The following is a 22,914-nucleotide window of genomic DNA, read 5'->3' as shown; positions in this document are numbered from 1 at the left end:
GGCGCGGCGGTGCCGCTGCTTTCTTATTCGACGGTCGCGCCCGACTCCACGATGGCCGGCCGGTAACGCTCGATCTCCGACTTGATGAACGCGTCGAACTGGGCCGGCGTCATCGATGCCTTGCTGTAGCCGAGATCGGCCTGCTTTTTCCAGATCTCGCGGTCGGCCAGCACCTTCTCGAAGGCGGCATGCAGCCGGTTCACGATGGCAGGCGGTGTGCCTTTCTTCACAGCGGCACCGATCCACAGGTCCATCTGCAATTGCGGCAGTCCAAGCTCGGCCGTGGTCGGCACCTGCGGCAGGTACTCGCTTCGCTGCGCCGCCGCAACCGCTAGAGGCACGCCCTTGCTGCTGCGGACCATGTTGAGTACGCCCGGCACACCGTCGAACAGCAGATCGATCTCGTTGGTCATCATGGCTTGCAGGGCCGGCGGCGCACCCTTGTATGGAATGTGAGTGAACTTGCCCTTGGGAAGCGCGCGCGAGAGCTGGTGCCCCAGGATATGGGGCGCCGTGCCTGGGCCGAAGGAGCCGTAGCTGATGTCGGCGCCCGCGGCCACCGCATCCTTCAGCGCCTTGAAGCTGGGCAGTTTGCCGGTCGGGCTACCGTACATGACCATCGGCGTGCGCGTAAGCATGTCCACGCCCTCGAAGTCGCGGACCGGCTGGTAGCTGATGTTGCGGTAGAGGCTGGGGTTGATGGCGAACGCACCGATCTCTGCAACGAACATGGTGTAGCCGTCAGGCGGCGCGCCCAGGACGACGGAGGCGCCGATCTGCGCACCCCCACCCGGCCGGTTGTCGATGACCAGAGGCTGGCCGAGCTCCGCGCTGAGCGCGGGACCGATGCTGCGCATCAGCGTGTCCACCGCCCCGCCCGGCGGAAAGGGAATGACCACGCGGATCGGCTTGGATGGGTAGGCGTCGGCGGCGGAGGCGCCGAGGCACAGGCAGCCGAGCAGCGCGCCGGCAAAGATCTGAAGGAGCTTTTTCACGACAAGTTTCCGTGGGTAAAGGTAAGGGCAACGAAACCGTCTGACCCGGCCGGGGCCGGTCCCGACGGGAAGGGAAATGCGTCAGTAGCGGCCGCTCAGAAGCGCTCCGGCTTCGGGCACCACTGTCTCCAGGCCCAGTGCCTTGAGCATCATGTAGGTGGTACAGACCGCTGCGGAGACGACCGGAATGCCCGCCTGGGCCTCTACCTGCGCCAGCACCGGCAGCGAGGGCATCTGCACGCAGGCCGAGAGCACCAGCGCATCCGCGCCGGTAGCATCCAGGCGCTTGTAGATCTCCAGCAGCCGAGCGGGGTCATGGCGGCCGACCTCCAGGTTGTCAGGAATCTCCAGCGCGATGTGGTCCAGCACCTCGAAGCCTTCGGCCTGCAGGTAGTCGACCACCAGTTGCGTCAGCGGCTTGAGGTATGGACAGATCAGCACGATGCGGCGAGCGCCCAAGACCTTCAAGCCCTCCATCAGCGCGCCCGCACTCGTGACGACCGGAGTGGGCGCGCCGTTTTCTACCGTGCGCGCATGCAGGCGCTGCTCGGACTGGCGGTGGTAGCCCAGGCCCATGCTCATGATGGCGACCAGGCAGGCATAGCCGAGCACGTCCACGCGCGCATCGCTCAACTCGGCGGCACAGCGGTCGCTGTCGCGGTCCATGGCCTCAAGTTCGGCCTTGACCACCTTCTTCATGCGCATGCGGCTCGAGTGGAAGGTGAAGCGCTCCGGCCGGATCGCCTGGCGTGCCAGCAGCATCGCCGGGATCTCGGTCTCCATCGTGGTATTTGACGAGGGCACGATCTGCCCGATGCGATAGGCGGGGCGGTTCATGCCGCACTCTCCGTGTGGGCCGCCTCGGCGGCGGTGGAGATGGCCGAGGCCGCCTCCTCGCCGCGAGCACTGTCGTCGAAGGTGGCGGGGCGCAGGCCGCGGCGGTTCACCCGCAGATCGAAGACGTCAAAGCGGTTGTAGTGACCGGTGATGTCGTGCATCTGACGCGGCTGGATGCAGCGCGCCAGGTCGATGTCGGCGTAGACGATGCCCTCCTCGTCGATCAACGGTGTGCCCGCCACACGGCCGTCGGGGCCAATGACGCCTGAGAAGGCGCTGTTGCGGCGTGACAGCAGCGCTGCGGCGCCGGGAAAGGCGTCCTCCAGCTGTGCCGCCGTCTCCGGCGCGATGGTGGAGCAGGCCACGACGGTGTAGACCTTGCCCTCGAAGGAATGCGCCATCGCACGCACCTTGATGGCCTCCGCCATGTCGTAGTCGGGCGGTGCCACGGGCAGCGAGATGTAGCTCGCGAGGTGGATCAGCTCGCCTTGCGCCAGCAGCGAGAAGCGAGCGAGCGTGTTGGTGTTCTCGCCGCAGGCCAGCATGCCAACCGGGCCGATGGTCGTGTCGTGCACCTGCAGGCCGGCGCCGTCGCCAGGAGCCCAGGTCAGCTTCTCGGCCCAGGTGGGTACCAGCTTGCGGTGGCGGCCCAGCAATCGGCCGTCCGATCCGTAGAACAGCAGCGTGTTGTAGACCGTGGCGACGCTGCGCGCGGCCAGTTCGTTGATGCCGATGGCCACGTAGACGCCGCATTCACGAGCCACGTCGGCGATCCGTGCCATCTCGGGGCCGGTCGCCTCCACGGCCGACTCGCACAGGCGCTGAAACCAGGGGCTGCCAGCCAATGGGCTGCCCAGCCAGCTCCAGTAGGGATAGGCCGAGACGAAGACCTCGGGAAAGACCACGAGCGCCGCGCCACGGGCGGCGGCTTCGCGTACCAGCCGGCAGGCCTTGTCGATGGTGGCCGTGGTGTCGAGGAACACGGGCGAGGCCTGGACGGCCGCCACCTTGCTCTTGGGCAGGGATCGCATGTCGGACCTCTTTCTTAAACCGCGACCACCGGATGGCGGATTTGGCCAATGCCTTCGACACAGGCTACGACCACGTCGCCCGGTTTGAGCCACTCCTGCGGCGTCCGGCCGGCGCCCACACCCTCGGGCGTGCCTGTGGCAATGATGTCGCCGGGTTCCAGCGTAATGCCAGCGCTAATGTCGGCCACCAGCTGGTTCACCTTGAACAGCATGTGGCGTGTGTTGGACTTCTGCTTGATCTGCCCGTTGACCGTGAGCCACAGGTCGAGGCACTGCGGATCGGGGATCTCGTCGGCCGTGACGATGCAGGGGCCGAAGGGGCCGTAGCTGTCCTGGCCCTTGGAATAGATCCACTGGCCGGCCCGCCGGCAGTCGCGGGCGCTGATATCGATCATCACGCTGTAGCCGAAGACGTGGGCCAGCGCGTCGTCCTCGCGCACCCTACTCGCCCGCCGCCCAATGACCGCGGCCAGCTCCACCTCCCAGTCCATCTGCTGCGTGATTCCGGCGTCGTGACGGATCGGCTCGCCAGGGCCGATCACGGTGGTGGGCGGTTTGGAGAAGATCACAGGCTGCCTGGGCAGGTCCTTGGCCGTGTCCAGCGTTCGGCTGGATTCGGCCACATGCTCCACGTAGTTCAGTCCGATACCAAAGATGTTCTTGCGCGGCCGCGGAATGGGCGCAAGCAGCTGCACATTGCTGGCGGGCACGGCGCAGCCGGGCGGCAACGTGTCACCGGCGGCCTCCAGCAGTCGACGCAAGGTACGCAGGCCGCCGGGGCCGAGGTCGATGAGCTCGAGCATGGAGGCCGGCAGGTCCGTGGCCTGGCTGGCCGCCAGGCGTTGGACGTCGACGACTTCGTCGCCGTAGAGAGCGCCGAGGCGCGCAGGCGCTTCGATGTGGGCGCGGTAAGTAACAAGACGCATGGGAGTTCTTTCGAAGTGGTTAGCGGGATGCGGCGACCGGCTGGTGACCGCCGTGGTCGTGCAGCGCCTCCTCGCGGTAGAGGCGCAGGGCGTGCATAACGGGCAGGTCGTGAAAGCTGAAGAGGCAGGCGTCGTCGGTCGCGGAGCCGTTGGCATGCTCGTGCCAAGCCCAGGACGGCACGCAGAAGATGTCGCGCTCCTGCCAGTCGAAGCGCTGTCCGCCGATGACGGAATGGCCCTGGCCCTTGGCCACTTGGTAGACCGTGCTTCCCGTGTGCCGGTGAGCGCGGCTGTGGAAGCCCGGCCGTAGCATCTGCATACTCGCGCCGATGGTGGGCATTACCGGGCCGCCCGTGATCGGATTGATGTAGTGCATCAAAACGCCGTCGAAGGGGCTGCCTTCGGTCGCGCCGCACAGGCGCTGCAGCGCCTCGTAGGTGGGGCCCCACTCGTACTTGAACAGAGGCGAGTAGGGCTTGTTCCAGCCGTGACCGTGTGGCAGCAACGCAGTGCCCGACCAGGTGGCGGTGGCGTCGTCCACCGGGTATCCCACGGCCTGGTGCAATTCGGGATGGACCTCGTAGAAGTTCGCCTCCATCGCATTGACGAAGGGGATGTCGAGGCCGTCCTGCCATATGCACGGCGTACCTGCGGCGTCCACGCCGTGCTCGTGCCAGGTGCCGTTGGGCGTCAGCACGAAGTCGTTGGCGCCCAGGGTCATCTTGTGACCGTCGACGATGGTGTAGGCGCCCTGCCCCTCCATGATGAAGCGAAGCGCCGAGGCCGAATGCCGGTGGGTGGATGCGCATTCGCCGGGATTCATCACCTGCAGGCCTGAATAAAGCCAGCCTACAGCGGCCGACACATCGCGGCGGCCCGGGTTGTTCAGGTAGATCACACGCCGGCCCGCCTTTTCTGGCGTCACCAGCGCCACCGAGCGCAGCACGTGCTCGCGCAGGTCGCGATATCGCCAGAGCACCGGCACTGAGGTGGAAGCCGGTTCCCAAGGCTCGATCTTGTTGGCCACAGTCCAGAGCGCACCGGCCTCAAATCGCTCCAGTTCACGGTAGTACGCGACCAGCTCGGGGGTCGTCTCGACGTTGGCACGACCCGCGACGTTCTCCCGGAACTGTTCGTAGTAATGAGCTTCTGACGTCATATTGAATTCAGTATTCTCTTTGGTTAAGCGCGGTGACGCGCGATTTGGTGCGCGTCGACGAATCAATCTAGAGGAAACGCAAGGCGGCGGACAAGCACGCTGGGCCGGTCAGCCCGGACGCCTCATGCGCATCAGGTTTTCACTCCCGACCCAGTGGTAGTCCGAAGGGCCGCCGGCGCGGAGCACTCGGCGGATATCCGTCCAGTCGAAGGTACCCGACGCCACCAGCCGAGAGTCCACGCTGACACCCACTACCTCGCCCATCAGCAACCAGCTATCCACCGTGTCACCGTGTACGTCGCGCAGTTGCTTACCTTCGATCACGCGACACTCCAGCGCCACCGGCGAGCGCGCCACGCGTGGCGTGCGCAGCAAACGCGAGGGTGCACTGGCCAACCCGGCCAGCACGAACTCGTCTTTCCGCGCCGAAGTACTGCTCACGTTCATGGCCTCGGCCAATTCCTCGGTCACCGTGTTGACAACGAACTCGCCAAGTCGCAACGCATTGGCCAACGAGTCCTTCACGCCGTCGCTGGCGAAGGCCACGATCGGCGGCGCGTAGTTGAAGATGCCGAAAAAGCTGTAAGGTGCCAGGTTCAGGCGACCGTCCTCGCCCACTGTCGAGATCCACCCGATGGGACGCGGCCCCACGATGGAAGCGATCGGGTTGTGCGCGAGCCCGTGGCCGTGCCGCGGCTCGTAAAAGTAGCGGTCATCCATGACACTTACCAGCTGGCGATGAGGCGGTTGCTGGGGATGCGGTTGTCGGTGATCTTGTCCGCGCCTTCCGCGCCGACCACCGGCAGGCCCTGCGTGCCGATCAGGCCGACCTGCACCAGCACCGTGGCCTGGTCCCAGTAAATGTGCTCGTGACACAGCTTGTCGCCGCGGAAGCGCACGACGCCGACCAACCCAAAGCGCACCTTGCGACCGGTGGGCTCGACGCCGGGCAGAAGCCATTCAATGCGCCGGTCATGGGTGAAGCTGAAGATCACTTCATCGACCACCTGGCGGGCACCGATCGTGCGCGAAACCGAGACCTGGTGCGTGTCCACGGGATTTGCGCCGATGAAGTAGTCGCGGTAGAAGCGCCGGAGGCTGTCGTGGCCCACACCGCCAGTCATCGTGGGAACGTGGTTGACGTAGGGCTGGGCGACCATCGTGGCCATGGTGAGGTCCACATTGCGGGTGCTGAACTCGTAGTCCAGGTGAGCCTCCCACAGCGCCTCAAGGTCGTAGGAGGGACCGACTCGCGGCACCAGGAAGCTCAGCGTGCGGTCATAGGCCAGTCGGGCGGCGTCGGCGTCATGATGCGCCGAACCGGCGCGGGCGAAAGCATGGTCGCAGCCCGCATAGACATGGGCTTTGACGGCCCCAGTGGCCGCGGCGCGGATCCGCGCCTGCGAAGTAGGCGGGCAATGGGCATCCAGCGCCGCCACATGCAGCAGCGCGGCCTTGCTGGGCGGCAGCGGCTGTTCGACCAGTGTTTCCAGCCCCACACCGTAGTACGACACGGAGGCCTGGATCTCGGTGTCGAACAATGCACGCAGGGCCAGCCGCCCGCCCAGGCAGTAGCCCACGGACGCCACGGGGCCGCTGCAGCCGTACTGCGAACGGGCAAAGCTGATGGCCGCATCGATGTCGCGCATAGCCTCGCCGTCGTCGAAGCGCTCCAGCAGTGCAAGGGCGCGCGCCATGGCGTCAGGCGCAGCCGGATCGATGTCGATGCCGCGGCCCTGGCGCCAGAACAGATCCGGTGCCACGGCCACATAGCCCTCGGCAGCGAACTCGTCGCACAGCGCTCGAATGTTGGCGTTGATGCCGAAGATTTCCTGCAATACCAGCAGCAGCGGGCCGGAGCCAGAGGCTGGCAGCGACATGTGGACGCTCAGGCCGTCCTGGCCGATGGGGATCAGGGAACTCATGGGTGGGTATTGGCGGGGTTGGCGGGAATGAAGACGGCACCGTGGTCATCCTGGTCCACCAGGACATGAGCGCCGACTTGCAGCAGTTGCGGGCTGGCAGCGATCACCGGGACTCCGCGTCCACCAGCCAGTTCGACCAAGTAGCGGTAGGCGCAGCCCTCGGGCACGCGGTGGGCCTGAGTGACGGCGACCACCTCTGCCGTGTGGATTGCCTGGGTATCGAAGTGGCGGCCACCGCAGGCGGCGCAGCGCATGGGCCGCGGAAAGTACTCGGCAGCGCATCGGCTGCAAGCCAGGATTTCAAGCGTCATGCCACAGCCTCCAGTATGGTGGCGGCCGCGCACATGCCGTAGCGGTACTCGACCATGCCGTAGCCAGACACTACCGCCGTGCGCGCGCGGGGCAACTGGCGCTCGGCGCAGCGGCCGCCTAGTTGGCGAATGGCTTCTGTCAGCCCATGCATGCCACCGGCAGTGCCAGCCTGTCCAGCGGACAGCTGGCCACCGGACGTGTTGAGGGCAATCCGGCCTTCGGGCACCGTTTCGCGCACGAAGCGCTGCAGGCCAGCGTCGCCCACCAGGCCGAGATCCTGCAATTGCACTAGCGTCATAACCGGGTAGTCGTCGTAGACCGACACCAAATCGATGTCGGATGGCCGCAGCCCCGCGTCGGCAAAGAGGCGCGGGGCGATCTCAGCCAAGCCCGTCTGCAAGCCGTCTCCCTGGTGTTGGTCGTGGTTGTGCAGACCTCGGACGGCGCGCACGCGCACGCAGCCGTGGTGTGATCCAGCCTCGTCGGCATGGCTCAGAAGGATGGCGTTAGCACCTGCCACCACGGGCACGCAGTCGTAGAGCCCGAGCGGGCTAGCCACTTGCGGCGCATTGAGGTAGTCGTCCATCGTCATCTGCGCGCGGTACACCGCATTCGGGTTGCGCGCGGCATGGCGTCGTTGCGAGAGCACGAGCTCGCCGTAATCGCTCCGGCGCAGGCCATGCCGGTGCATGTGCTTCTGCGTGGCCAGGGCGAACAATGTGTTGGGATTAGCGATGCCCAGCGGCCGCAGCAGATCGCGCGTGGTGACGTTGTAGTTGTCCTGCAGCGCCTGGAAGTCAGCAGGCTGGAACGCGTCTCCCGCCATCAGCACGATATGGCGGGCCTGGCCGGTCTCTATGGCAGCCACCGCATGCTGAAGCAGGTTCAGGCCAGACGCACCGCCGTTGCCGTCGTCCATGAACCACGACACACGCAGTCCCAGCCGCCAGGCCATGTCGATTGCACGGTCCGGGCGCAGCGTGAAGGAGGCCACGCCCAGGCCGTCGACACGCGCCGCGTCGAAGTCCAGCTCTTGCATCAGCGCCTCGAATGCCCGGCCCAGCCAATGGGCCGTTGGCTCGATGGAGCGCCGGGCGTATGGCACCTCGACGCTGCCACGGATCAGGGTCGCGCTCATCGCTTGACCTTGTAGCCGCTGGCTGCCAGCTCCCAGCTGTCGGGGGTGGGGCCTTCGGCCCGCAGCTTGTACTTCTGAATCTTGCCGTTCTCGGTCTTTGGCAACTCGGCCATCGTGCGCCAGAAGCGCGGGATCGCGAAATAGGCCAGCCGCGCCTCGCACCATTCGACAAGTTCCAGCGGCTTGTACGTGCTGCCTTCGCGCAGCACGAGGCTGCACATCACCTCGTCTTCCGCCAGTTCGGAGGGCACCGCGTAAACCGCGACCTCGGCCACGCAGGGATGGGCGCCGATCACCTGCTCGACCTCGTAGGACGAGATGTTCTCGCCGCGGCGGCGGATGCTGTCCTTGATGCGATCGATGAAGCGAAAGAAGCCGTCTTCGTCACGAAGCACACGATCGCCGGTGTGGAACCAAAGGTTGCGCCAGGCCTCGACCGTCTTCTCCGGCATGTCCAGGTAGCCGGAGGCGAACGCAAAGGGCTCGTCGTGGCGCAGCACCAGTTCCCCCGGAGTGCCGTGCGGAACCTCGTTGTCCAGTTCGTCGACGACGCGCGCCTCGAAGCCGGCGGCCACCTTACCCATCCATCCCGGACGACGGTCCTCGAGGGAAGAGCAGATCACAAAGTTAGATTCGGTCGAGCCGAAGCCGTCGAGCATGCGGATGTTCGTGCGACCTTCGAACTCCTCGTAGTGCTGCGCCGAAGCACCCGGCGCCAGCGCGACCCGCACGCAGTGGGCACGCTCGCTCGCGTCCGGCTTGCGCGAGAGCAGCATCGGCACCATGGCGCCCAGAAGAAAGGTTACGGTGGCACCGGATTTCGCCAGTTCGCCGAACAGCTGAGAGACTGAGAACCTGGGTCCGACCACCACGCGTGCGCCGCTGATCAGCGCCTGAAAGAAGGTGTTGAGCGCGTTGATGTGGAAGAGCGGTAGGCAGGTGTAGAGCACGTCGCTGGGCAGCACACCGATGTTGCGCACGGAGTGGTGGCCCCACCAGTACAGCTGCGCATGGGAACAGACGACCCCCTTCGATGGGCCGGACGTCCCCGACGTGTACATGACCAAGCTCGGCAGTGCCGGCTCGGGTGCGACGTCATGTACAGGCCCGGCCCCATCGGCCAGCGGCACCGACGTCAGCCGCGGCAGTTCCGCGATGGCTGGCGGCAGATCAAAGGACCAGATGGCCTGCAGCGCCGAAATGGCCTCGGCATCGGCCAGATGGGCGCTCTCGACGTTGGGCAGCAAGGCGGATTCGCACAGCAGCAGCCGGGCCCGCGAGTTGCGCACGTAATAGGCCAGCTGGCTGCCCCGCGAGGCGGTGTTGATCGGCACCAGCACGATGCCCGACAGCGCGCAGGCTACGACTACGGCGATGAATTCGTGGCGGTTGCCGCACTGCATGGCGACGCGATCACCCTCCCGCAGCCCGGCGCGACCAAAGGCCGCAGCATAGCGAGCGCCTTCGTCCAGCAACTCCTCTGCCGACAACGCGCGCCCGCCGCACCGCAGCAGTTCCGTGTGCGGCGTGGAGGCCACGCGAGCGCGCAACAGCGGAATCAGATGGCGATGGCCCGCTGCTGCAGGATGAGTAAGGTTCATGACAGTGCAAAATCAAAGAAATTGAGCATTAGCATACAGTATATTGTTTGGAAGGGAAGACATTTTTTGGAGTGCCGCGGTCAACGGCGCTGTCTGCGCTGGCGTCCGCATCTGCCGACTCGGGGTTGGTGCACACGGTGAAGGGCACCGCCGGCAACGTCAACGACGTGGTCGAGGGCAACAGCCTGCTGCATGGGCAGGAGAAGTTTGCCTTCGGCGACGCGGGCTACCAGGGCGTAGACAAGCGCCCGGACGCGAAGGCACAGGTGCGCTGGCATGTGGCGATGCGCCCGGGACTGCGCCGAGCGCTGGAGCCGGCGACCAAAGCGGTCGCCGCGTTGACTGACAAGATCGAGCGAATAAAGGCGAGCGTGCGCGCAAAGGTAGAGCACCCGTTTCGGGTGATCAAGCGCCAGTTCGGGCATGTGAAGGTGCGCTATCGGGGGCTGGCGAAGAACACGGCGCAGTTGAAGGTGCTGTTTGCGCTGAGCAATCTGTGGATGGTCAGGCGAGTCGTGGTGACCGAGGTGCGCCTGGCGACGGCATGAGCGGCCATGTAGCCGCGAAACTGGTGATCTGGGCGCCTTCTCGGCCCCACCTCGCGCGCCATTGCTCACCATACAGACCCATGCGGTGCAGTCATCCGCCACACAAAGGCCTTCCAAACCGCTTCAGCGCGCGGTGGAACGTTTGGTGAAGAGCATCCCTAAGGGAAGCGCAAACTTGGAATGATGCTTTAGTGCCTGTGCGAGGCCTTCTCTGGGCCGCCTTCCTTGATCAGTTCGCTCAGTTCGACGCAGTGTGGGGCGCTATGTATGCCCAGCTGCTCCGCCCGCGATCTCTGGTTGCTTTAGTCAGTCCGACGCCGAGGGGCCAAAAAAAGGGCGTGAACCGACCAGTGCGCCGACTCATCGTGCTTTGCTACCTGACTCGAAGACCGCTCCATCCTCGAGTGGGCGCAACAGCTTGACGCGCGCGGCGATGCTCAAGCCGCACTGACCGCAGTTGGCCGGAACCGGCTGGTCTGGAGGGTAGCCCGAAGGTCTACTTCCGCTGCATAGCTGTCCGCCAACGCACCTCTCGCTGATCCCAGATTCTTTCAACCACATATGTTGTTGACGAGCAGGCGCCCGTAATTGCCTAGCTTTCGCCAAGCCCCCGCCTCGCTCCAAAGCGAGCTGGGGCTTTTTGCCGTCTGGCCGGCTGCTCGACGCAGCATGGCCTCCTCTTCAACGACCCTGCCTATGCCATCCACCTCAAACCTCTACGACGACGAGCCCCTGTTCGAGCGTGCTGCAAACGACACCGCGTCGGCGCCCGTCTGCCCATCTTGCGGTTCCCCGCGCCTATGCACTCGCGAACTCGGCAAGAGGACCGGCGCCACCATCGGCACCTTGGCCGGTGCAGCCGGCGGCATGTCCGCTGCGCTCTCGGGCGCCGCTGCTGGTGCGCACGTCGGCATGGGCCTCGGTGTCGAGGCCGTGCCTTCCATGCCGCCGCTCGGCGCCGTCGCTGGCGCCATCTTGGGCGGACTGAGCGGCGGTATCGCTGGCTGCGCAGTCGGCGCAGCGCTAGGCGAAGCCATTGATGGCTCCATCTTGAGTAACTGCCGCTGCCTCAACTGCGGTCACGTCTTCTCGCACCACCGGGCGTGATCTCGGCGATGGGCGTTTCCTCGCCCGCATCCTCATCACTCCTCGTCCTTCCCCCACCACTTCATCTTTACCCCATGGCACACCTCCTCCAACAAATGGCCTACGTCGGCCAAACCCCCTGGCACGAACTCGGCAACCAGTTGCCGCCCAAGCAGCCCATCGAAGTCTGGGCCGAGCAGGCCGGCATGGACTGGACCATCTGCGAGACGCCCGTGCGCTACATGGCCGAGCAGGCCGGCGCCCTCGGCTCCATCATGACCTTCGACGACCAGAAGGTGCTCTACCGCAGCGACACCAAGGCCCCGCTGTCCGTCGTCGGCGGCCGCTACCAGGTCGTGCAGCCTCGCGAAGTCCTCGAGTTCTACCGGGACCTGACCGAGGTTTCCGGTTTCGAGCTGGAGACTGCCGGCGTCCTCAAGGCCGGCCGCAAGTTCTGGGCGCTGGCGCGCACCGGCAAGGAGTCGGCGCTCAAGGGCAACGACACCGTCAAGGGCTACATCCTGCTGGCCACGTCCTGCGACGGTACGCTGGCGACCACCGCCACGCCCACCACCATCCGGGTCGTCTGCAACAACACGCTGTCCATCGCCCTGCAGGGCGCGGTCAATGCCGTCAAGGTGCCCCACAGCACCAGCTTCGACGCGCAGGCCGTCAAGAAGCAACTCGGCATCGCCGTCTCCAGCTGGGATGCCTTCATGTACCGCATGAAGACGCTGTCCGAGCGCAAGGTCAAGACGCACGAGTCGCTCAATTACTTCCTGAAGGTCATGTGCCAAGCGGACGGCCATGCCGAGCCGCAGGCCCTGACCAACGAGCGCGCCCTCAAGAAGGTGCAGGAGCTCTACGAAGGCAAGGGCCGCGGCGCCGAGCTGCAGGCCGCCAAGGGAACCGCCTGGGGCCTGCTGTGCGCGGTGACGGAGTACGTCGACCACGAACGCCGAGCCCGCAGCCAGGAATACCGCCTAGACAGCGCCTGGTTCGGCCAAGGCGCTGGCATCAAGCAGCGCGCCCTCGACGCTGCCCTGCAACTGGTGGCCTGAACATGCCGCAGTCCTCATCCCCTCCACCTTTCCGGCGACGACCCGGATCACTGCCATCACGGCATCCCGACGGCACAAAGCCCCGGCTCCCCACAAGGGACCGGGGCTTTGTGCTTCTGGGCGTCGGTGCGCGGCGGGGGTGATGCGGCGGCTGGCCTTCCTTCTTTCTGAACATTTCTTTCAACCCAAGGAGAACCCCATGGCAGAAGCCCATCGGGCGGGCGAGCCCTCGGCTCGTGCCCGCCCTGCCCTGCGCTTGGTGAAGCCGCAGGACTTCCGTAAGCTGGATCGTGCCCAGTGGCTCGACATGCGCAAGCAAGGCATCGGCGGCTCCGACGCCGCGGCCGCCATCGGCCTGAGCCCGTACACCTCACCGCTGGAGCTGTGGCTGGACAAGACCGGCCGCGATGCCGAGCTGCCGAAGGTGGATCCGAACGACGAGACCAGCCCCATGTACTGGGGCACGTTGCTGGAGCCCATCGTGGCGGCGCACTACACCCGGCGCGCCGGGCACAAGGTGCGCCGGATCAACGCTGTGCTGCAGCACCCGGAACACCCCTGGATGCTGGCGAACCTGGACCGCGAGGTCCTGGGCGCGCCGGATGTCCAGATCCTGGAGTGCAAGACCGCCGGCTACCACGGGGCACGTCTCTGGGAAGACGGCGTGCCCGAGTACATCCAGCTGCAGGTGATGCACCAGCTCGCCGTCACTGGCAAGCAGGCGGCGGACGTGGCGGTGCTGATCTGCGGGCAGGAGCTGCGCATCTACCGGATCGAGCGCGATGACGAACTCATCCCGAAGCTGATCCAGCTGGAGGCGCGGTTCTGGCGGCACGTGGAGACGGACACGGCGCCGCCGGCGGACGGGTCGGAGTCTGCGGCCCTGGCGCTCAAGGCGCTGTGGCCCCGCGACAGCGGCACGGTGTTGGATCTTGCGGACGACCTGGAGTTCGGCGGCGCGTTCGCTGACCTTCTGGCGCTGCGGCAGACCATCGCCGAAGCCGAACAGCAGCAGGAGATCCTGCGCCAGCGGATCCAGCAGCGCATGGGTGAAGCCACCGTCGCCCGTTTCGACGGCGGCGAAGTCCGCTGGAAGCGCAGCAAGGACGGCACAGCCCTGGACGTGGATCGGCTCCTGGCCGATCACCCTGAGCTGCTGGCGACCTACGGCGTCCCAAAGGCCGGCACCCGCCGCTTCACCGTCAAGGAGCTGCCATGAGCACCACCGTCGGTGCGAGCCCGCTGGAGTTCCTGGCGGCCTATGCGCTCGTGCTGGGGATCGGCGTGGTGCTGGGCTACGGCCTGGCGCTGCGCCGCAGTCAGCCGCTTTGACAGCCCACCCGTCGCCGCCCGCCCAGTGACGAACCCTCTGCCGCGAGGGAACACAGCGGCCCGCCCCAGCGGATTGAAGGGGCGGGCTTGTGCAAGGCAGCGCCCGCCATTTCCGACTTTTCCAGAGTTTCCGAGGCGGCCGTTCCGCGGCCCTCGGTTCTCTTCCCTCGATTTCCACAACTTTCCTCAACTTCCCAAGGACCCCACATGCTCAAAGGACTGGCACTCACGCCGCCCGTCATCGGGCGCATCGCCATCGGCAAGGTCGTCATGAAAGACGGCAAGCGCCTGCCCGAGAGGGACGACGAATTCACCATCACCACACAGGTCCAGCGCCAGGACGGCTGGGTGCTGCACCCGCTGGACCAGCAACTGCGTGCAAAGCTTGCGGAAGGCTCAAAGGCTGACGCCGACAAGGAGCCTGCCAAGAAGGAGGCCAAGCTGCGAGCCATCCCGGTGCGCTTCCTCTTCGACGATCCGGACCTCAACCTGCGCGCCAACTACAGCGTCTTCGACCGGGCCACCGGCCGGCCGCTGTGCGTCGGCAACGGCCAGAGCTGCAAGCGGGCCACACCGTCCGGCATCCAGGCTCTGCCCTGCCCTGCGCCAGAGGGTTGCGAGCTGGGCGCCAAGTCGGGCTGCAAGCCCTACGGGCGACTCAACGTGCGCATCGGTGACGAGGATGAGCTGGGCTCGTTCATCTTCCGCACCACGGGCTTCAACAGCATCCGGACGCTGTCGGCGCGCCTGAAGTACTTCCAGGCACTGTCGGGCGGACACCTGTCCGCGCTTGCACTGGAACTGCGCCTGCGCGGCAAGTCCACGACACGCTCGCACCGCACGCCGATCTACTACGTGGACCTCACGGTGCGGGCAGGCAGCAGCCTGGCGCAGACGCTGGAGGCCGGACAGGCAATCTGGCGCCAGCGCGAGGAAGCGGGCTTCGACCAGGACGCGCTGGACCAGGCAGCACGGGATGGCTTCGCCGCCGGGGCGTTCGAGGAGTCGCAGGAGGACGGCGCTGCCGTGGTGGACGAGTTCTACCCGGATGCGTCGACCACCCGTGGCTTCAGCACCAGCCGTTCTGACCCAACGCAGGCACCTTCTTTGGCTGCGCGGATGGATCGACTGCTCACGCAGTCGGAGGCACCGGATGGACAGCCAACGGCCTGATCAGGTGCCAGCGCAGGTTCTGCACCGGTACCTCCCTGGCCTGCGCTTCGACACCATGCTGGCGCTGGAGCGTCCTGCAGATCCCCAGCGGAACCGCCTTCGCCTGCAGGAACACGTTGACGAAGCCGACGCCATCCGGGGTCTGCTGAGCGCCGCGACCGCCTGCCTGGCGTTGCCGCCGCGGCGCCCGCCAAGCGACGTCGTCATCGATCCGTCCAACCCAGACAGCGTTCAGGCACTGGCAGCGCGCTGGCTGCCGGAGCTCGACTGCCGCTGGGAAAAGGGATTGCCCCGCCTCAGCACCTGCGCCTTCCGGGTGATGCTGGTCTGCGTGCGTCACCAGGACGGCCTGCGCGGGGCGCTGGTCACAGGCGAGGAATGGCTCACCGGCCGGCAGGAACGCCCTCGGGCGCTTCTGCTGCTGGATGCGCTACTCGCCACGCCCTGGGGCACGGGCTACAACTGCCGGCTGGAATTGCTGCCTGGCTCGGGTCTGACGCTGGGCCCACGCGCCAACCCGCTGAAGCTGCCATTGGCCTACCGCGGCATCGACGGCCTGGCGCTCGCGGTCGAGGTGGAAGGCACGCTTTGCCTGGAGCGCCGCCCTACTCCGCCGGCTTAGCGCGCGGTCGACGCGCAGCCGGATAGACACGCGCCTTGCGGGGCGCGCGCGTCGCCGTCTCGTCCAGCCCGCGCAGTTTCGGCAGCGCGGGATCGAGCAACTCGTGCGGCAGCGTGTCGATGGCCTTGGCCAGACGCTCGATGTTGTCGATCGAGATGTTGCGCTCCCCCCGCTCCAGCGAGCCGATGAAGGTGCGGTCCAGCTGCGCCTCCGCCGCCATCGCCTCCTGCGACATCTCCTTGCTGACCCGCACGAGCCGCACGTTGCGGGCAAACACCTCGCGCAACGTCTTTGAGGGTGGCTTGACTGCTGGCATCGCGCCGATGGTCCAGCGCTGTTGCGTTTGAATACACTGTGTTTAGGTACCATTTAAAGTCAAAGAAAGGCTGGTCTTTCTGCGCGCCCACTCCCGGTCTCTGTCCTCTTCTCGCTTCCGTCAACAACCCTTCACTTCACCTCCACCACCATGACTCTCAAAGGAAAAATCTTCTCCGGCTACGGCGCCATCGGCCTGCTCTTCTGGGCCTACTTTGTTCTCGTGGACGGCCACCGCGCTGCCTTCGCCTTCGGCAAGGCGCTCGTCTGGCCTCTGACCATGTTCCCCGCCCTGGGCGCCTTCATGGGCGTTGTCGTGCTGCTGCTGATCATCGGGGCCATCGTTCTGATCTACCGGTGAGCGGCGGCATGCGACGCGCTTTTTCTCCTGTCACAGCGCTCGCTTCGGCGGCACTGCTCGTGGCCAGCTGCTCCAGCGACGAGCGCCGCTTCTACGAGGCCTACAAATGCGCCAAGGTGGCGACCATGATGGCGCGCCCGGCCGAGGCCGCCATGGCCATGACTCGGTTCGCCGTGCTGGTCGAGACCAAGGATGTCAGCAACATCAACATGAGCCGCATGGCGCAGCGCCTGGACGACGACCTGGCGCTGCACAAGCTGAGTCCCTCCGGTCAGGCCCGTGCGCTGCTGGACGTCTACGACTCCAGTACCTGCGCCAAGCTCTACGCGCCGTCATAAAGGCCGCCCGCCCCTCCCGGTTCGTCCGGGGGGGTGGGCGCGCTTCATCTCTCTTCTTTTTTTGCCTCATAAACCACTACGACGTGCTGGGCGTCCGGCCCACGGCATCCAATCAGGAGATCGACCTCGCCTACCGGGCTCGGCGTACGCAGTACCACCCGGACAAGTACCCGCAGGCCGATGAGGCCACGGTGAGCTGGGCGACGCAGCAGATGCAGCGGGTCAACGAGGCGTATGCGGTGCTTTCCAACGCCAAGACTCGGGAGCGGTATGACGCCAGTCAGGTCGAGCAGGAGGCGCCCCAAGGCAGCGCGGCCCGTGAGCCGCGGCACTCTGCCGCTGCCCGGGCCGCGGCGTCCGCATCTGCACCAGCGCCACCCAAGGTCTCGTTGAACGATCTGCTGCAGCGGCGGCTTCGCGGTGCGACGTTCACCCGGATCTACGTGACGCCGTACATCCCGCCCAAGAAGCTGACCGGCGCCGGCAGCAGCTTCGTGCTCGGTGAAGGCAACGACAAGGTGCTGGTGCTGATCGATGCCACGGTCTTTGGCGGAGGCAAGGAAGGCCTCGCGCTCACGGAGGAAGGCATCCACTTCAAGGAGCTGGGTTCGTCTGCGGAGCGACGGTTCTGGGAGGACGTCCGCGAGGTCGAGGTGCGAGGCACCAAGGTGCTCGTCAATGGCGGCGCCATTGTGGACTGCAACTTCTGCGAGAAGCGCGAACTGATGCAGGTCTTCGCCGTGGTCCGCGAGTTCCTGCTGGCCCGGCATGCGGCGGCGAGTTCGCCTGCCCAAACGGCCGAGATGATGCGACGGGCGCAGCAGTCGGACACACCCTGGACGAACCCGGTGGTCTGCCAGGAGATTTTCAGCATCGCCAGGCAGCGGGTGCTACAGCTATCGGATCTGATGGAGCCGCTGGAGAACGAACTTGGGGAAGAGGTCCTGAACCGGGAAGAGCTGGCCGAGTTCTTCTCGACCGCCGGCGCAGCCATCCAGGATCCTGGCAAGGCGCAGAGAGCCTTTCAGTTCCTGATCGACACCGGATCGCTGTGCGAGTTGGCCATCGAGTGCTTCGAGGAAGAGCAGCCTCCTTCAGACCGCAATGCGCTCAACGGGCGGCTGCAGGAACCGCAGGCCGTGCGCAACCTGCGCCAGATCGTTCGGGGCATTGTGGAAGGCAGTGATCAGAACCATCGGTCGGCCCAGGCTCGACAGTTTTTTCAACGCTAGCGCAAAGCGCTTCAACACAACCTCAGGAGGAAACGCAGCATGAAAGCAGCCATCTCAACACTTGCATTCACGCTGGCGCTTTGCAGCGCCACGTGGGCGGCGGGCCCGAGCAGGGATCCAACAACCAACCCCGACGCGGTGGCGCATCAGATCGATCGCAGTGCCATGAAGGTGCAGATCCAGGGGTGGACCCCGGACCTGCGCTATCCGATCTATCCCATTGAGGTACGCACAGGTTCATCAGGCGTTTGGTACAACACCAGCACCCGCGCGCAGAACTACGCCGAATTCAACTTCCCTGAACTGCGCTGCGAGATCGGCGATGCGCCCATTGAGGTGCTGAAGGATCCGAAGTACCACTGTGCCGACGGCGTCTGCTTCACCCGAAGCGGCGGCCACGTGATCGGGACAGATCCGCGCGTGAAGGCTAAGAGAGCGAAGTGCTGAAGCAGCCGCGGGCAATACACCGTATCGGGGTCTCGCATACTGCTGTGTTACCTCTTCCTTGTTCAGTCATCGGCAAAATCCCGATTCCGATAGTTGAGCGTGCGCGCCGCCTACGCCCTGCTGGCGCGAGCTCGCCAGCGTCACACGGTCTTCGGGCTGGAATTGGCGGTATGTCTTCGAGGCAATTGGCATCTCCTTACATTAGCGGAGAGCAGGTGTTGCAATTCAGGTTTGGATCTGCCCGTGCCGACTCGATGATCAGCACGCGACTATTACTGAGACGCCACTGATTACTAAAAGGTGAGCGGCACCGAAATGCGCAAACGATTCTCCAATGCCCCACGACCGCCCGCGTCATTTGAACCACGCATGAAGCGAGAATCGGCACGGGACCAGCAGAATATTCGGCCGTTCCAGATCAAGTCCAACTGAAGGTCTGGCGGAGCGAGAGCCCAGGTTGGCGCTTGCGACGCCTGATCGGTTGCTCACGCGCCGATCACCTTGGGAACCGCAAGCCCCATCTTCCGGCACCGAGAACGGTAGACGCTCAGAACGAAGGCCGCATCGAAGACGAGCGACACATTGCCGTCCTCGTCCAGGTTCAGGTTCGGCCCACGTATGGCGAACCACACATCCGTCGGCTCCTTGTTGGTTGCCGGCACATGCAGGGTATGGACGGAGCCGGCCGGCTCGTAGAGATAGGAGCCGGCGACATTCACCTCGGGGTATTCGAGGTAGCGCCACGATCCGGCAATCGTGAAGGCGTAGACCTCGCCCGTGTGCTTGTGCGTCGGCAACGTCGTGCCAGGCGCCATCCGCATCCTGACGATCCATAGGCCGGTCGGAATATCGACCTGCAAGACCTGCATCTCGACGCCGTGGTCGAATTCGACGAAGGGAAGGTCATCCTGCCCTCTGTGAAGGGCCTCGGGCACACCGTGAGCAGGGACTGCAAAGGTCGGACGGGGAAGAGCGGCTGCAATGCTCATAAGTCTGTTCTCGTTGAAAAGGCAATGGGCGGAGAGAGATTCGACCCGGCTCCGTGGCGCGAACCGCTAACGGGACATCTCGACGATGTGCGGCCAAACTTGCGCTCCGCCGGATCGAATGGTGCGATCACCGAGCTGGAGTGCCCATTCCCGCTCCGTCCCCCACTCGCCGCGCCAGGACCACAGGCGGCGAGTGAAGTGATGCAGGGAATGCTCGTCGGTGAAACCGATGGCGCCGTGGACCTGATGGCCGACCGCAGCGGCAATGCCAGCGCATCTCCCCGCACGGATCTTGGCGACAGCGACCTCATCGATGGCGATGCGCGTTTCCATGCCGTGGGCGGCAACGTTCACCGCCATGGTCGCGGCGGCGATTTCGCAGCTCAGCTCGGCGAGCGCATGCTGCAGTGCCTGGAACTTGCCGATGTTCCGGCCGAACTGGACCCGGTCGTTGGCGTAAGAAATGGAAAGATCGAGCACACGACGGGCGGCGCCGACGATGAGACTCGACGTCGCCAGCGCACACCAGCCGCGCACATCGGCATGCATCGGCAGCCGGCCGTCGCATACTGACCACCCCGCCATGCGCAGCAGCGTGGCGCGGGGCTCGCCTGCCGTGTTTCGACTGACAGCCCACGCATCGGCTGCCGTTGGAGGCTCGAAGAGCGCCACACCGTTGCCGCGACCATCGTCGCTCGCCCAGGTGACCAGCAAGCGCCGCGCGTCCATGCCCCAGGGCATCACCAGACCCGTAGCATTCAGTCGTACGCCGGCCGCAGATACATCGCGTTGCTCCGGGCCGCCCGCGCAGACCTGGACGACGGACAGGGGTCCCGGTACCTCGGAAGAAAGTCCGGCCTGCTGCAGAAGTCCACGCGCCACCAAGGTCTCGGCCAGCGGCAGGGCGACGCCGTGGTAGCCCTGGGCCATCAGGACCTCTGCAGCACAGGGCCAGCCCTCCCCGTCCATGTCGCCGGCCAGCAGACGGTCAAAACCGGCGGCCTCCACGTCGTTCCACAGCGGCACGGACAAGCGCTGCGCCTGCACGTCCGCGCGTTGCGCCTTCTTCTGCCGTTCGGCGAGATCAGCGAAGAGCCGGTGCGCGGCATCTCGAACCTGGAGGACCACGGAGTCGTCTTGGGTCATGGCTTTCATCCTGTTAGCGAAGGCCCAGTTCACGGGCGATGATCCCGCGGAGGATCTCCCGCGTTCCCCCCCGCAAGGAGAACGAGGGCGCGACCTGTGTCAGGTACTGCGCCACCTCGGCGAGCGCTGGATGCGCCGCTTGTGCGCCGCCCCCGAAGAGGTCGTGCGCCACCTGGGGCAGGCGCTGCTCGATGTCGTTGCCCAAGGCCTTGACGATCGCTGCCACGACGTTGGGCCGCTCCCCTCGGGTCAGCATGCCTGCCACGCCGAAGGACATGGCGCGCAAGGTGGCGAGTTCGGCCATCAGCCGACCGATGGCCTCGACCTGTCCGGCATCCGAAGCGTCCGCGGCTTCGGCCATCTGCACCATCAGCTGCAGGCTGCTGAGGTAACGTTCCGGCCCGCTGCGCTCCAGCGCCAGCTCGGCGGTCACCTGCGCCCAGCCATGGCCTTCCTCGCCGAGCAGTGCATCGTGCGGCACCACGGCATCCTGAAAAACGACCTCGTTGAAGTCTTTTTCGCCCGCGAGATTGCGGATGGGGCGAATGGTGATCCCCGGCGTCTTCAGGTCGATGAGCAGCTGTGACAGCCCGTCATGCCGCTTGGCCTGCGCATCGGTACGAACCAGCGCGATCATGTAGTGGGCACGATGGGCGTTGGTCGTCCACAGCTTGGTTCCGTTGATCCGCCATCCGTCGGCGACGCGCTCGGCGCGGGTGCGCAAGGCAGCCACGTCGGAACCGGCGTCGGGCTCGCTCATGCCGATGCAGAAATAGAGTTCGCCGCGCGCCATGCGCGGCAGCAGCCGCTCTTTCTGCGCCTCAGTGCCGTAGCGCAGCAGAAGCGGGCCGCTTTGCCGATCGGCAATCCAATGCGCGCCACAGGGTGCCCCGGCGGCCAGCAACTCTTCCAGCACGACGTAGCGCTCCAGTGCAGATCGATCGTGGCCGCCGTAGCGCGCAGGCCAAGTCATCCCAATCCATCCGCGCTCGCCCAAAGCAAGACTGAAACTGGGTTCGAAGGCGGTCCAACTCTCCGCCTTCTTGCGCGGAGAAAGGTTTGCCACATGCTTTTCAAGGAAGCGGCGCACCTCCGTGCGCAGCGCTTCGCCAGCGGCGCTCGAATCGCTGCGGGAAATCGACAGGTCGGTCGTCATAGTTTGCCTCTTTCGAGAAAAGCTCGGACGGCCGCGGCATGCTCAGGGCTGTCCTGTGCCAATGCCTGCAGGCCGGCCGAAAGCTGCAGAAAGGTGTCGAGAGAGGTAAACGGTGCCTCCCTCATGAGTCGCTTGCTCATGCGCAGCGTCGCCGCGGGATTGGCGGCGATGCGCTGAGCCAGACGCTGCGCGGCGGGGAGAAGCTTTTCGGCCTCAACAACCTCGGCGACGAGGCCCCACGCCAGCGCCTTGGCAGCATCGATAGGATCGCCCGTGAAGGCCATCTCCGCGGCGCGCTGTGGCCCAACGACCCGCTGGAGAAACCAGAGGCCGCCGTCGCCGGAAATGAGCCCCACCTTGATGAAGCTCTGCGCGAAGCGCGCTGACGGTGCGGCGAGCCGCAGGTCGCACATGCAGGCGAGGTCGCAGCCCACGCCCATGGCTGGCCCGTTGACCGCAGCGATCGTCGGGATCTCCAGCGCGTGGAGCGCAGCAGGGATGCGCTGGATGCCCTCGCGATAGTCCAGGCGCGTAGCGGCCGCCGCCTGGCGTAGCTCAATAGTCAATGCCATGGCCTTGATGTCCCCGCCCGCAGAAAATGCACTGCCTGCACCAGTCAAGATCAACGCCTTGACGGATCGATCGAGGGCGACGGTCTCTAGAACACGCACGAACTCCTCGGCGTCGGCGTGCCCAAGGGCATTGCGCGTCTGCGGCCGATTCATGGTCAGCGTTACGACATCGCCGTCACGCGCCTGTTCGATGAAACTCATGCGGCCTGCTCCTTGTTGGTCCGGTTCTGCTGGAACACCGGCATGTTCTGGCCGTTGGCCGTCACCACCCATCCCAGCACCACCGACAAGCCGACATGCCAGCCGTCTACGGGTGGATCGCCTACTAGGTGGGTCAGCATCGTGAAGCCCTCCTCTAGCCGAACGTAGGCCAGCGTGTAGGAGGCAGCCTTGGAATGCACCGTCGTCCACGAATAGATCGCGCCGATGCCGGCAGACGTCGCTCGGCCGGTGTCGGATGCATGGCAATGCGGGCAGTGGGGCCGGGGATAGAAATGCGCCTTGCCGCAGGCGGCGCAATGGCCATAAGTCAACGCGCTCTGCGCACAGGCGTCGAGCCAGGGTATGGACGCGGCCGTCCTGACGGGATCGTCGATGGTGCTGTTCATGTCT

Annotated in this window: 25 protein-coding genes and 1 pseudogene; 10 read left to right on the top strand and 16 right to left on the bottom strand. The window is 65.7% G+C overall.

What is annotated here, in order from left to right:
* Window positions 1-23 precede the first annotated feature (23 nt).
* The 10 genes from NS331_RS15240 to NS331_RS15195 all read right to left on the bottom strand — a co-directional run bounded on the left by NS331_RS15240 (window position 24) and on the right by NS331_RS15195 (window position 9,924).
* Complete coding sequence (locus NS331_RS15240) at window positions 24-995, bottom strand: Bug family tripartite tricarboxylate transporter substrate binding protein (protein WP_058642821.1); 972 nt, start codon at window positions 993-995, stop codon at window positions 24-26.
* 81 nt (window positions 996-1,076) lie between these two features.
* The gene (locus NS331_RS15235) at window positions 1,077-1,832 is read right to left on the bottom strand and encodes a maleate cis-trans isomerase family protein (RefSeq protein WP_058642820.1); all 756 of its coding nucleotides are present in this window, start codon (window positions 1,830-1,832) and stop codon (window positions 1,077-1,079) included.
* The gene (locus tag NS331_RS15230) at window positions 1,829-2,863 is read right to left on the bottom strand and encodes a carbon-nitrogen hydrolase family protein (RefSeq protein ID WP_058642819.1); all 1,035 of its coding nucleotides are present in this window, start codon (window positions 2,861-2,863) and stop codon (window positions 1,829-1,831) included. Before NS331_RS15230 ends, NS331_RS15235 begins: the two co-directional genes overlap by 4 nt.
* Before the next feature lie 14 nt (window positions 2,864-2,877).
* A complete protein-coding gene (locus NS331_RS15225) occupies window positions 2,878-3,789 on the bottom strand; it encodes a fumarylacetoacetate hydrolase family protein (protein WP_058642818.1) in 912 nt (303 codons plus the stop codon).
* 19 nt (window positions 3,790-3,808) lie between these two features.
* Window positions 3,809-4,948, bottom strand: a complete 1,140-nt coding sequence (locus tag NS331_RS15220) for a cupin domain-containing protein (protein ID WP_058642817.1) — start codon at window positions 4,946-4,948, stop codon at window positions 3,809-3,811.
* 108 nt (window positions 4,949-5,056) lie between these two features.
* Window positions 5,057-5,668, bottom strand: coding sequence for a flavin reductase family protein (locus NS331_RS15215; protein ID WP_058642816.1), 612 nt, complete (start codon window positions 5,666-5,668; stop codon window positions 5,057-5,059).
* Between the two features lie 5 nt (window positions 5,669-5,673).
* The gene (locus NS331_RS15210; protein WP_058642815.1) at window positions 5,674-6,873 is read right to left on the bottom strand and encodes a dienelactone hydrolase family protein; all 1,200 of its coding nucleotides are present in this window, start codon (window positions 6,871-6,873) and stop codon (window positions 5,674-5,676) included.
* The gene (locus NS331_RS15205; protein WP_058642814.1) at window positions 6,870-7,184 is read right to left on the bottom strand and encodes a PhlB family protein; all 315 of its coding nucleotides are present in this window, start codon (window positions 7,182-7,184) and stop codon (window positions 6,870-6,872) included. The genes NS331_RS15210 and NS331_RS15205 overlap by 4 nt, the downstream gene beginning before the upstream one ends.
* Window positions 7,181-8,323, bottom strand: coding sequence for a thiolase family protein (locus NS331_RS15200; RefSeq protein WP_058642813.1), 1,143 nt, complete (start codon window positions 8,321-8,323; stop codon window positions 7,181-7,183). The genes NS331_RS15205 and NS331_RS15200 overlap by 4 nt, the downstream gene beginning before the upstream one ends.
* Window positions 8,320-9,924, bottom strand: a complete 1,605-nt coding sequence (locus NS331_RS15195; RefSeq protein ID WP_082702520.1) for an AMP-binding protein — start codon at window positions 9,922-9,924, stop codon at window positions 8,320-8,322. Before NS331_RS15195 ends, NS331_RS15200 begins: the two co-directional genes overlap by 4 nt.
* A gap of 110 nt (window positions 9,925-10,034) precedes the next feature.
* On the opposite strand from NS331_RS15195, the pseudogene NS331_RS15190 reads away from it, so the two are divergent.
* The 6 genes and pseudogenes from NS331_RS15190 to NS331_RS15170 all read left to right on the top strand — a co-directional run.
* Window positions 10,035-10,472: pseudogene (locus NS331_RS15190) on the top strand (transposase); the annotation flags it as partial.
* A 696-nt stretch (window positions 10,473-11,168) separates the two neighbouring features.
* Entirely contained in the window at window positions 11,169-11,579 is a 411-nt protein-coding gene (locus NS331_RS25615; RefSeq protein ID WP_242873762.1) for a hypothetical protein, read from the top strand.
* A gap of 74 nt (window positions 11,580-11,653) precedes the next feature.
* The gene (locus NS331_RS15185) at window positions 11,654-12,619 is read left to right on the top strand and encodes a DUF932 domain-containing protein (protein ID WP_058642811.1); all 966 of its coding nucleotides are present in this window, start codon (window positions 11,654-11,656) and stop codon (window positions 12,617-12,619) included.
* Window positions 12,620-12,818: 199 nt separating this feature from the next.
* Window positions 12,819-13,838: a YqaJ viral recombinase family nuclease gene (locus NS331_RS15180; RefSeq protein WP_193758126.1), complete on the top strand. Its 1,020-nt coding sequence runs from the start codon at window positions 12,819-12,821 to the stop codon at window positions 13,836-13,838.
* A gap of 320 nt (window positions 13,839-14,158) precedes the next feature.
* Window positions 14,159-15,124, top strand: coding sequence for a recombination directionality factor (locus NS331_RS15175; RefSeq protein WP_058642810.1), 966 nt, complete (start codon window positions 14,159-14,161; stop codon window positions 15,122-15,124).
* A 55-nt stretch (window positions 15,125-15,179) separates the two neighbouring features.
* The gene (locus NS331_RS15170) at window positions 15,180-15,746 is read left to right on the top strand and encodes a hypothetical protein (RefSeq protein WP_153012878.1); all 567 of its coding nucleotides are present in this window, start codon (window positions 15,180-15,182) and stop codon (window positions 15,744-15,746) included.
* Here NS331_RS15170 and NS331_RS15165 read toward each other — a convergent pair.
* Window positions 15,730-16,062 (bottom strand): helix-turn-helix domain-containing protein, encoded by a 333-nt coding sequence (locus NS331_RS15165; RefSeq protein ID WP_082702519.1) that lies wholly within the window; start codon window positions 16,060-16,062, stop codon window positions 15,730-15,732. The two genes, NS331_RS15170 and NS331_RS15165, sit on opposite strands and share 17 nt — an antisense overlap.
* A 150-nt stretch (window positions 16,063-16,212) precedes the next feature.
* On the opposite strand from NS331_RS15165, the gene NS331_RS15160 reads away from it, so the two are divergent.
* The 4 genes from NS331_RS15160 to NS331_RS15145 all read left to right on the top strand — a co-directional run bounded on the left by NS331_RS15160 (window position 16,213) and on the right by NS331_RS15145 (window position 18,439).
* A complete protein-coding gene (locus tag NS331_RS15160) occupies window positions 16,213-16,422 on the top strand; it encodes a hypothetical protein (protein ID WP_058642808.1) in 210 nt (69 codons plus the stop codon).
* Between the two features lie 59 nt (window positions 16,423-16,481).
* Entirely contained in the window at window positions 16,482-16,760 is a 279-nt protein-coding gene (locus tag NS331_RS26750; RefSeq protein WP_058642807.1) for a hypothetical protein, read from the top strand.
* An 83-nt stretch (window positions 16,761-16,843) separates the two neighbouring features.
* The gene (locus NS331_RS25610) at window positions 16,844-17,992 is read left to right on the top strand and encodes a J domain-containing protein (RefSeq protein ID WP_193758125.1); all 1,149 of its coding nucleotides are present in this window, start codon (window positions 16,844-16,846) and stop codon (window positions 17,990-17,992) included.
* A 39-nt stretch (window positions 17,993-18,031) separates the two neighbouring features.
* Window positions 18,032-18,439: a hypothetical protein gene (locus NS331_RS15145; protein ID WP_153012877.1), complete on the top strand. Its 408-nt coding sequence runs from the start codon at window positions 18,032-18,034 to the stop codon at window positions 18,437-18,439.
* Between the two features lie 485 nt (window positions 18,440-18,924).
* Here the strand turns inward: NS331_RS15145 and NS331_RS15140 are convergent, their stop codons facing one another.
* The 5 genes from NS331_RS15140 to NS331_RS25605 form a co-directional block, all read right to left on the bottom strand.
* Window positions 18,925-19,428: a 2,4'-dihydroxyacetophenone dioxygenase family protein gene (locus NS331_RS15140; protein ID WP_058642804.1), complete on the bottom strand. Its 504-nt coding sequence runs from the start codon at window positions 19,426-19,428 to the stop codon at window positions 18,925-18,927.
* A gap of 66 nt (window positions 19,429-19,494) precedes the next feature.
* Window positions 19,495-20,574 carry an acyl-CoA dehydrogenase family protein gene (locus NS331_RS15135; RefSeq protein WP_058642803.1) on the bottom strand — a complete coding sequence of 360 codons (1,080 nt, stop codon included), beginning with the start codon at window positions 20,572-20,574 and terminating at the stop codon, window positions 19,495-19,497.
* A gap of 13 nt (window positions 20,575-20,587) precedes the next feature.
* The gene (locus NS331_RS15130; RefSeq protein ID WP_058642802.1) at window positions 20,588-21,730 is read right to left on the bottom strand and encodes an acyl-CoA dehydrogenase family protein; all 1,143 of its coding nucleotides are present in this window, start codon (window positions 21,728-21,730) and stop codon (window positions 20,588-20,590) included.
* Window positions 21,727-22,503 (bottom strand): crotonase/enoyl-CoA hydratase family protein, encoded by a 777-nt coding sequence (locus tag NS331_RS15125; protein ID WP_058642801.1) that lies wholly within the window; start codon window positions 22,501-22,503, stop codon window positions 21,727-21,729. Before NS331_RS15125 ends, NS331_RS15130 begins: the two co-directional genes overlap by 4 nt.
* On the bottom strand, window positions 22,500-22,910 hold the full coding sequence (locus NS331_RS25605; RefSeq protein WP_082702517.1) for a Zn-ribbon domain-containing OB-fold protein: 411 nt from the start codon (window positions 22,908-22,910) through the stop codon (window positions 22,500-22,502). The genes NS331_RS15125 and NS331_RS25605 overlap by 4 nt, the downstream gene beginning before the upstream one ends.
* Between the last annotated feature and the right edge of the window lie 4 nt (window positions 22,911-22,914).

Source organism: Pseudacidovorax intermedius (genome assembly GCF_001476815.1).
Taxonomy (GTDB): Bacteria; Pseudomonadota; Gammaproteobacteria; order Burkholderiales; family Burkholderiaceae_C; genus Xenophilus; species Xenophilus intermedius_A.
The sequence above is the reverse complement of the archived record's forward strand: the minus strand, read 5'-3'. Positions and strand labels throughout refer to the sequence as shown.

What these genes read in the sequence shown, in the direction of transcription:
- NS331_RS15235 (WP_058642820.1), bottom strand. Translation starts at nt 1,832, where the DNA reads ATGAACCGCCCCGCCTATCGCATCGGGCAGATCGTGCCCTCGTCAAAT.
- NS331_RS15230 (WP_058642819.1), bottom strand. Translation starts at nt 2,863, where the DNA reads ATGCGATCCCTGCCCAAGAGCAAGGTGGCGGCCGTCCAGGCCTCGCCC.
- NS331_RS15225 (WP_058642818.1), bottom strand. Translation starts at nt 3,789, where the DNA reads ATGCGTCTTGTTACTTACCGCGCCCACATCGAAGCGCCTGCGCGCCTC.
- NS331_RS15220 (WP_058642817.1), bottom strand. Translation starts at nt 4,948, where the DNA reads ATGACGTCAGAAGCTCATTACTACGAACAGTTCCGGGAGAACGTCGCG.
- NS331_RS15215 (WP_058642816.1), bottom strand. Translation starts at nt 5,668, where the DNA reads ATGGATGACCGCTACTTTTACGAGCCGCGGCACGGCCACGGGCTCGCG.
- NS331_RS15210 (WP_058642815.1), bottom strand. Translation starts at nt 6,873, where the DNA reads ATGAGTTCCCTGATCCCCATCGGCCAGGACGGCCTGAGCGTCCACATG.
- NS331_RS15205 (WP_058642814.1), bottom strand. Translation starts at nt 7,184, where the DNA reads ATGACGCTTGAAATCCTGGCTTGCAGCCGATGCGCTGCCGAGTACTTT.
- NS331_RS15200 (WP_058642813.1), bottom strand. Translation starts at nt 8,323, where the DNA reads ATGAGCGCGACCCTGATCCGTGGCAGCGTCGAGGTGCCATACGCCCGG.
- NS331_RS15195 (WP_082702520.1), bottom strand. Translation starts at nt 9,924, where the DNA reads ATGAACCTTACTCATCCTGCAGCAGCGGGCCATCGCCATCTGATTCCG.
- NS331_RS25615 (WP_242873762.1), top strand. Translation starts at nt 11,169, where the DNA reads ATGCCATCCACCTCAAACCTCTACGACGACGAGCCCCTGTTCGAGCGT.
- NS331_RS15185 (WP_058642811.1), top strand. Translation starts at nt 11,654, where the DNA reads ATGGCACACCTCCTCCAACAAATGGCCTACGTCGGCCAAACCCCCTGG.
- NS331_RS15180 (WP_193758126.1), top strand. Translation starts at nt 12,819, where the DNA reads ATGGCAGAAGCCCATCGGGCGGGCGAGCCCTCGGCTCGTGCCCGCCCT.
- NS331_RS15175 (WP_058642810.1), top strand. Translation starts at nt 14,159, where the DNA reads ATGCTCAAAGGACTGGCACTCACGCCGCCCGTCATCGGGCGCATCGCC.
- NS331_RS15170 (WP_153012878.1), top strand. Translation starts at nt 15,180, where the DNA reads ATGCTGGCGCTGGAGCGTCCTGCAGATCCCCAGCGGAACCGCCTTCGC.
- NS331_RS15165 (WP_082702519.1), bottom strand. Translation starts at nt 16,062, where the DNA reads ATGCCAGCAGTCAAGCCACCCTCAAAGACGTTGCGCGAGGTGTTTGCC.
- NS331_RS15160 (WP_058642808.1), top strand. Translation starts at nt 16,213, where the DNA reads ATGACTCTCAAAGGAAAAATCTTCTCCGGCTACGGCGCCATCGGCCTG.
- NS331_RS15145 (WP_153012877.1), top strand. Translation starts at nt 18,032, where the DNA reads ATGAAAGCAGCCATCTCAACACTTGCATTCACGCTGGCGCTTTGCAGC.
- NS331_RS15140 (WP_058642804.1), bottom strand. Translation starts at nt 19,428, where the DNA reads ATGAGCATTGCAGCCGCTCTTCCCCGTCCGACCTTTGCAGTCCCTGCT.
- NS331_RS15135 (WP_058642803.1), bottom strand. Translation starts at nt 20,574, where the DNA reads ATGACCCAAGACGACTCCGTGGTCCTCCAGGTTCGAGATGCCGCGCAC.
- NS331_RS15130 (WP_058642802.1), bottom strand. Translation starts at nt 21,730, where the DNA reads ATGACGACCGACCTGTCGATTTCCCGCAGCGATTCGAGCGCCGCTGGC.
- NS331_RS15125 (WP_058642801.1), bottom strand. Translation starts at nt 22,503, where the DNA reads ATGAGTTTCATCGAACAGGCGCGTGACGGCGATGTCGTAACGCTGACC.
- NS331_RS25605 (WP_082702517.1), bottom strand. Translation starts at nt 22,910, where the DNA reads ATGAACAGCACCATCGACGATCCCGTCAGGACGGCCGCGTCCATACCC.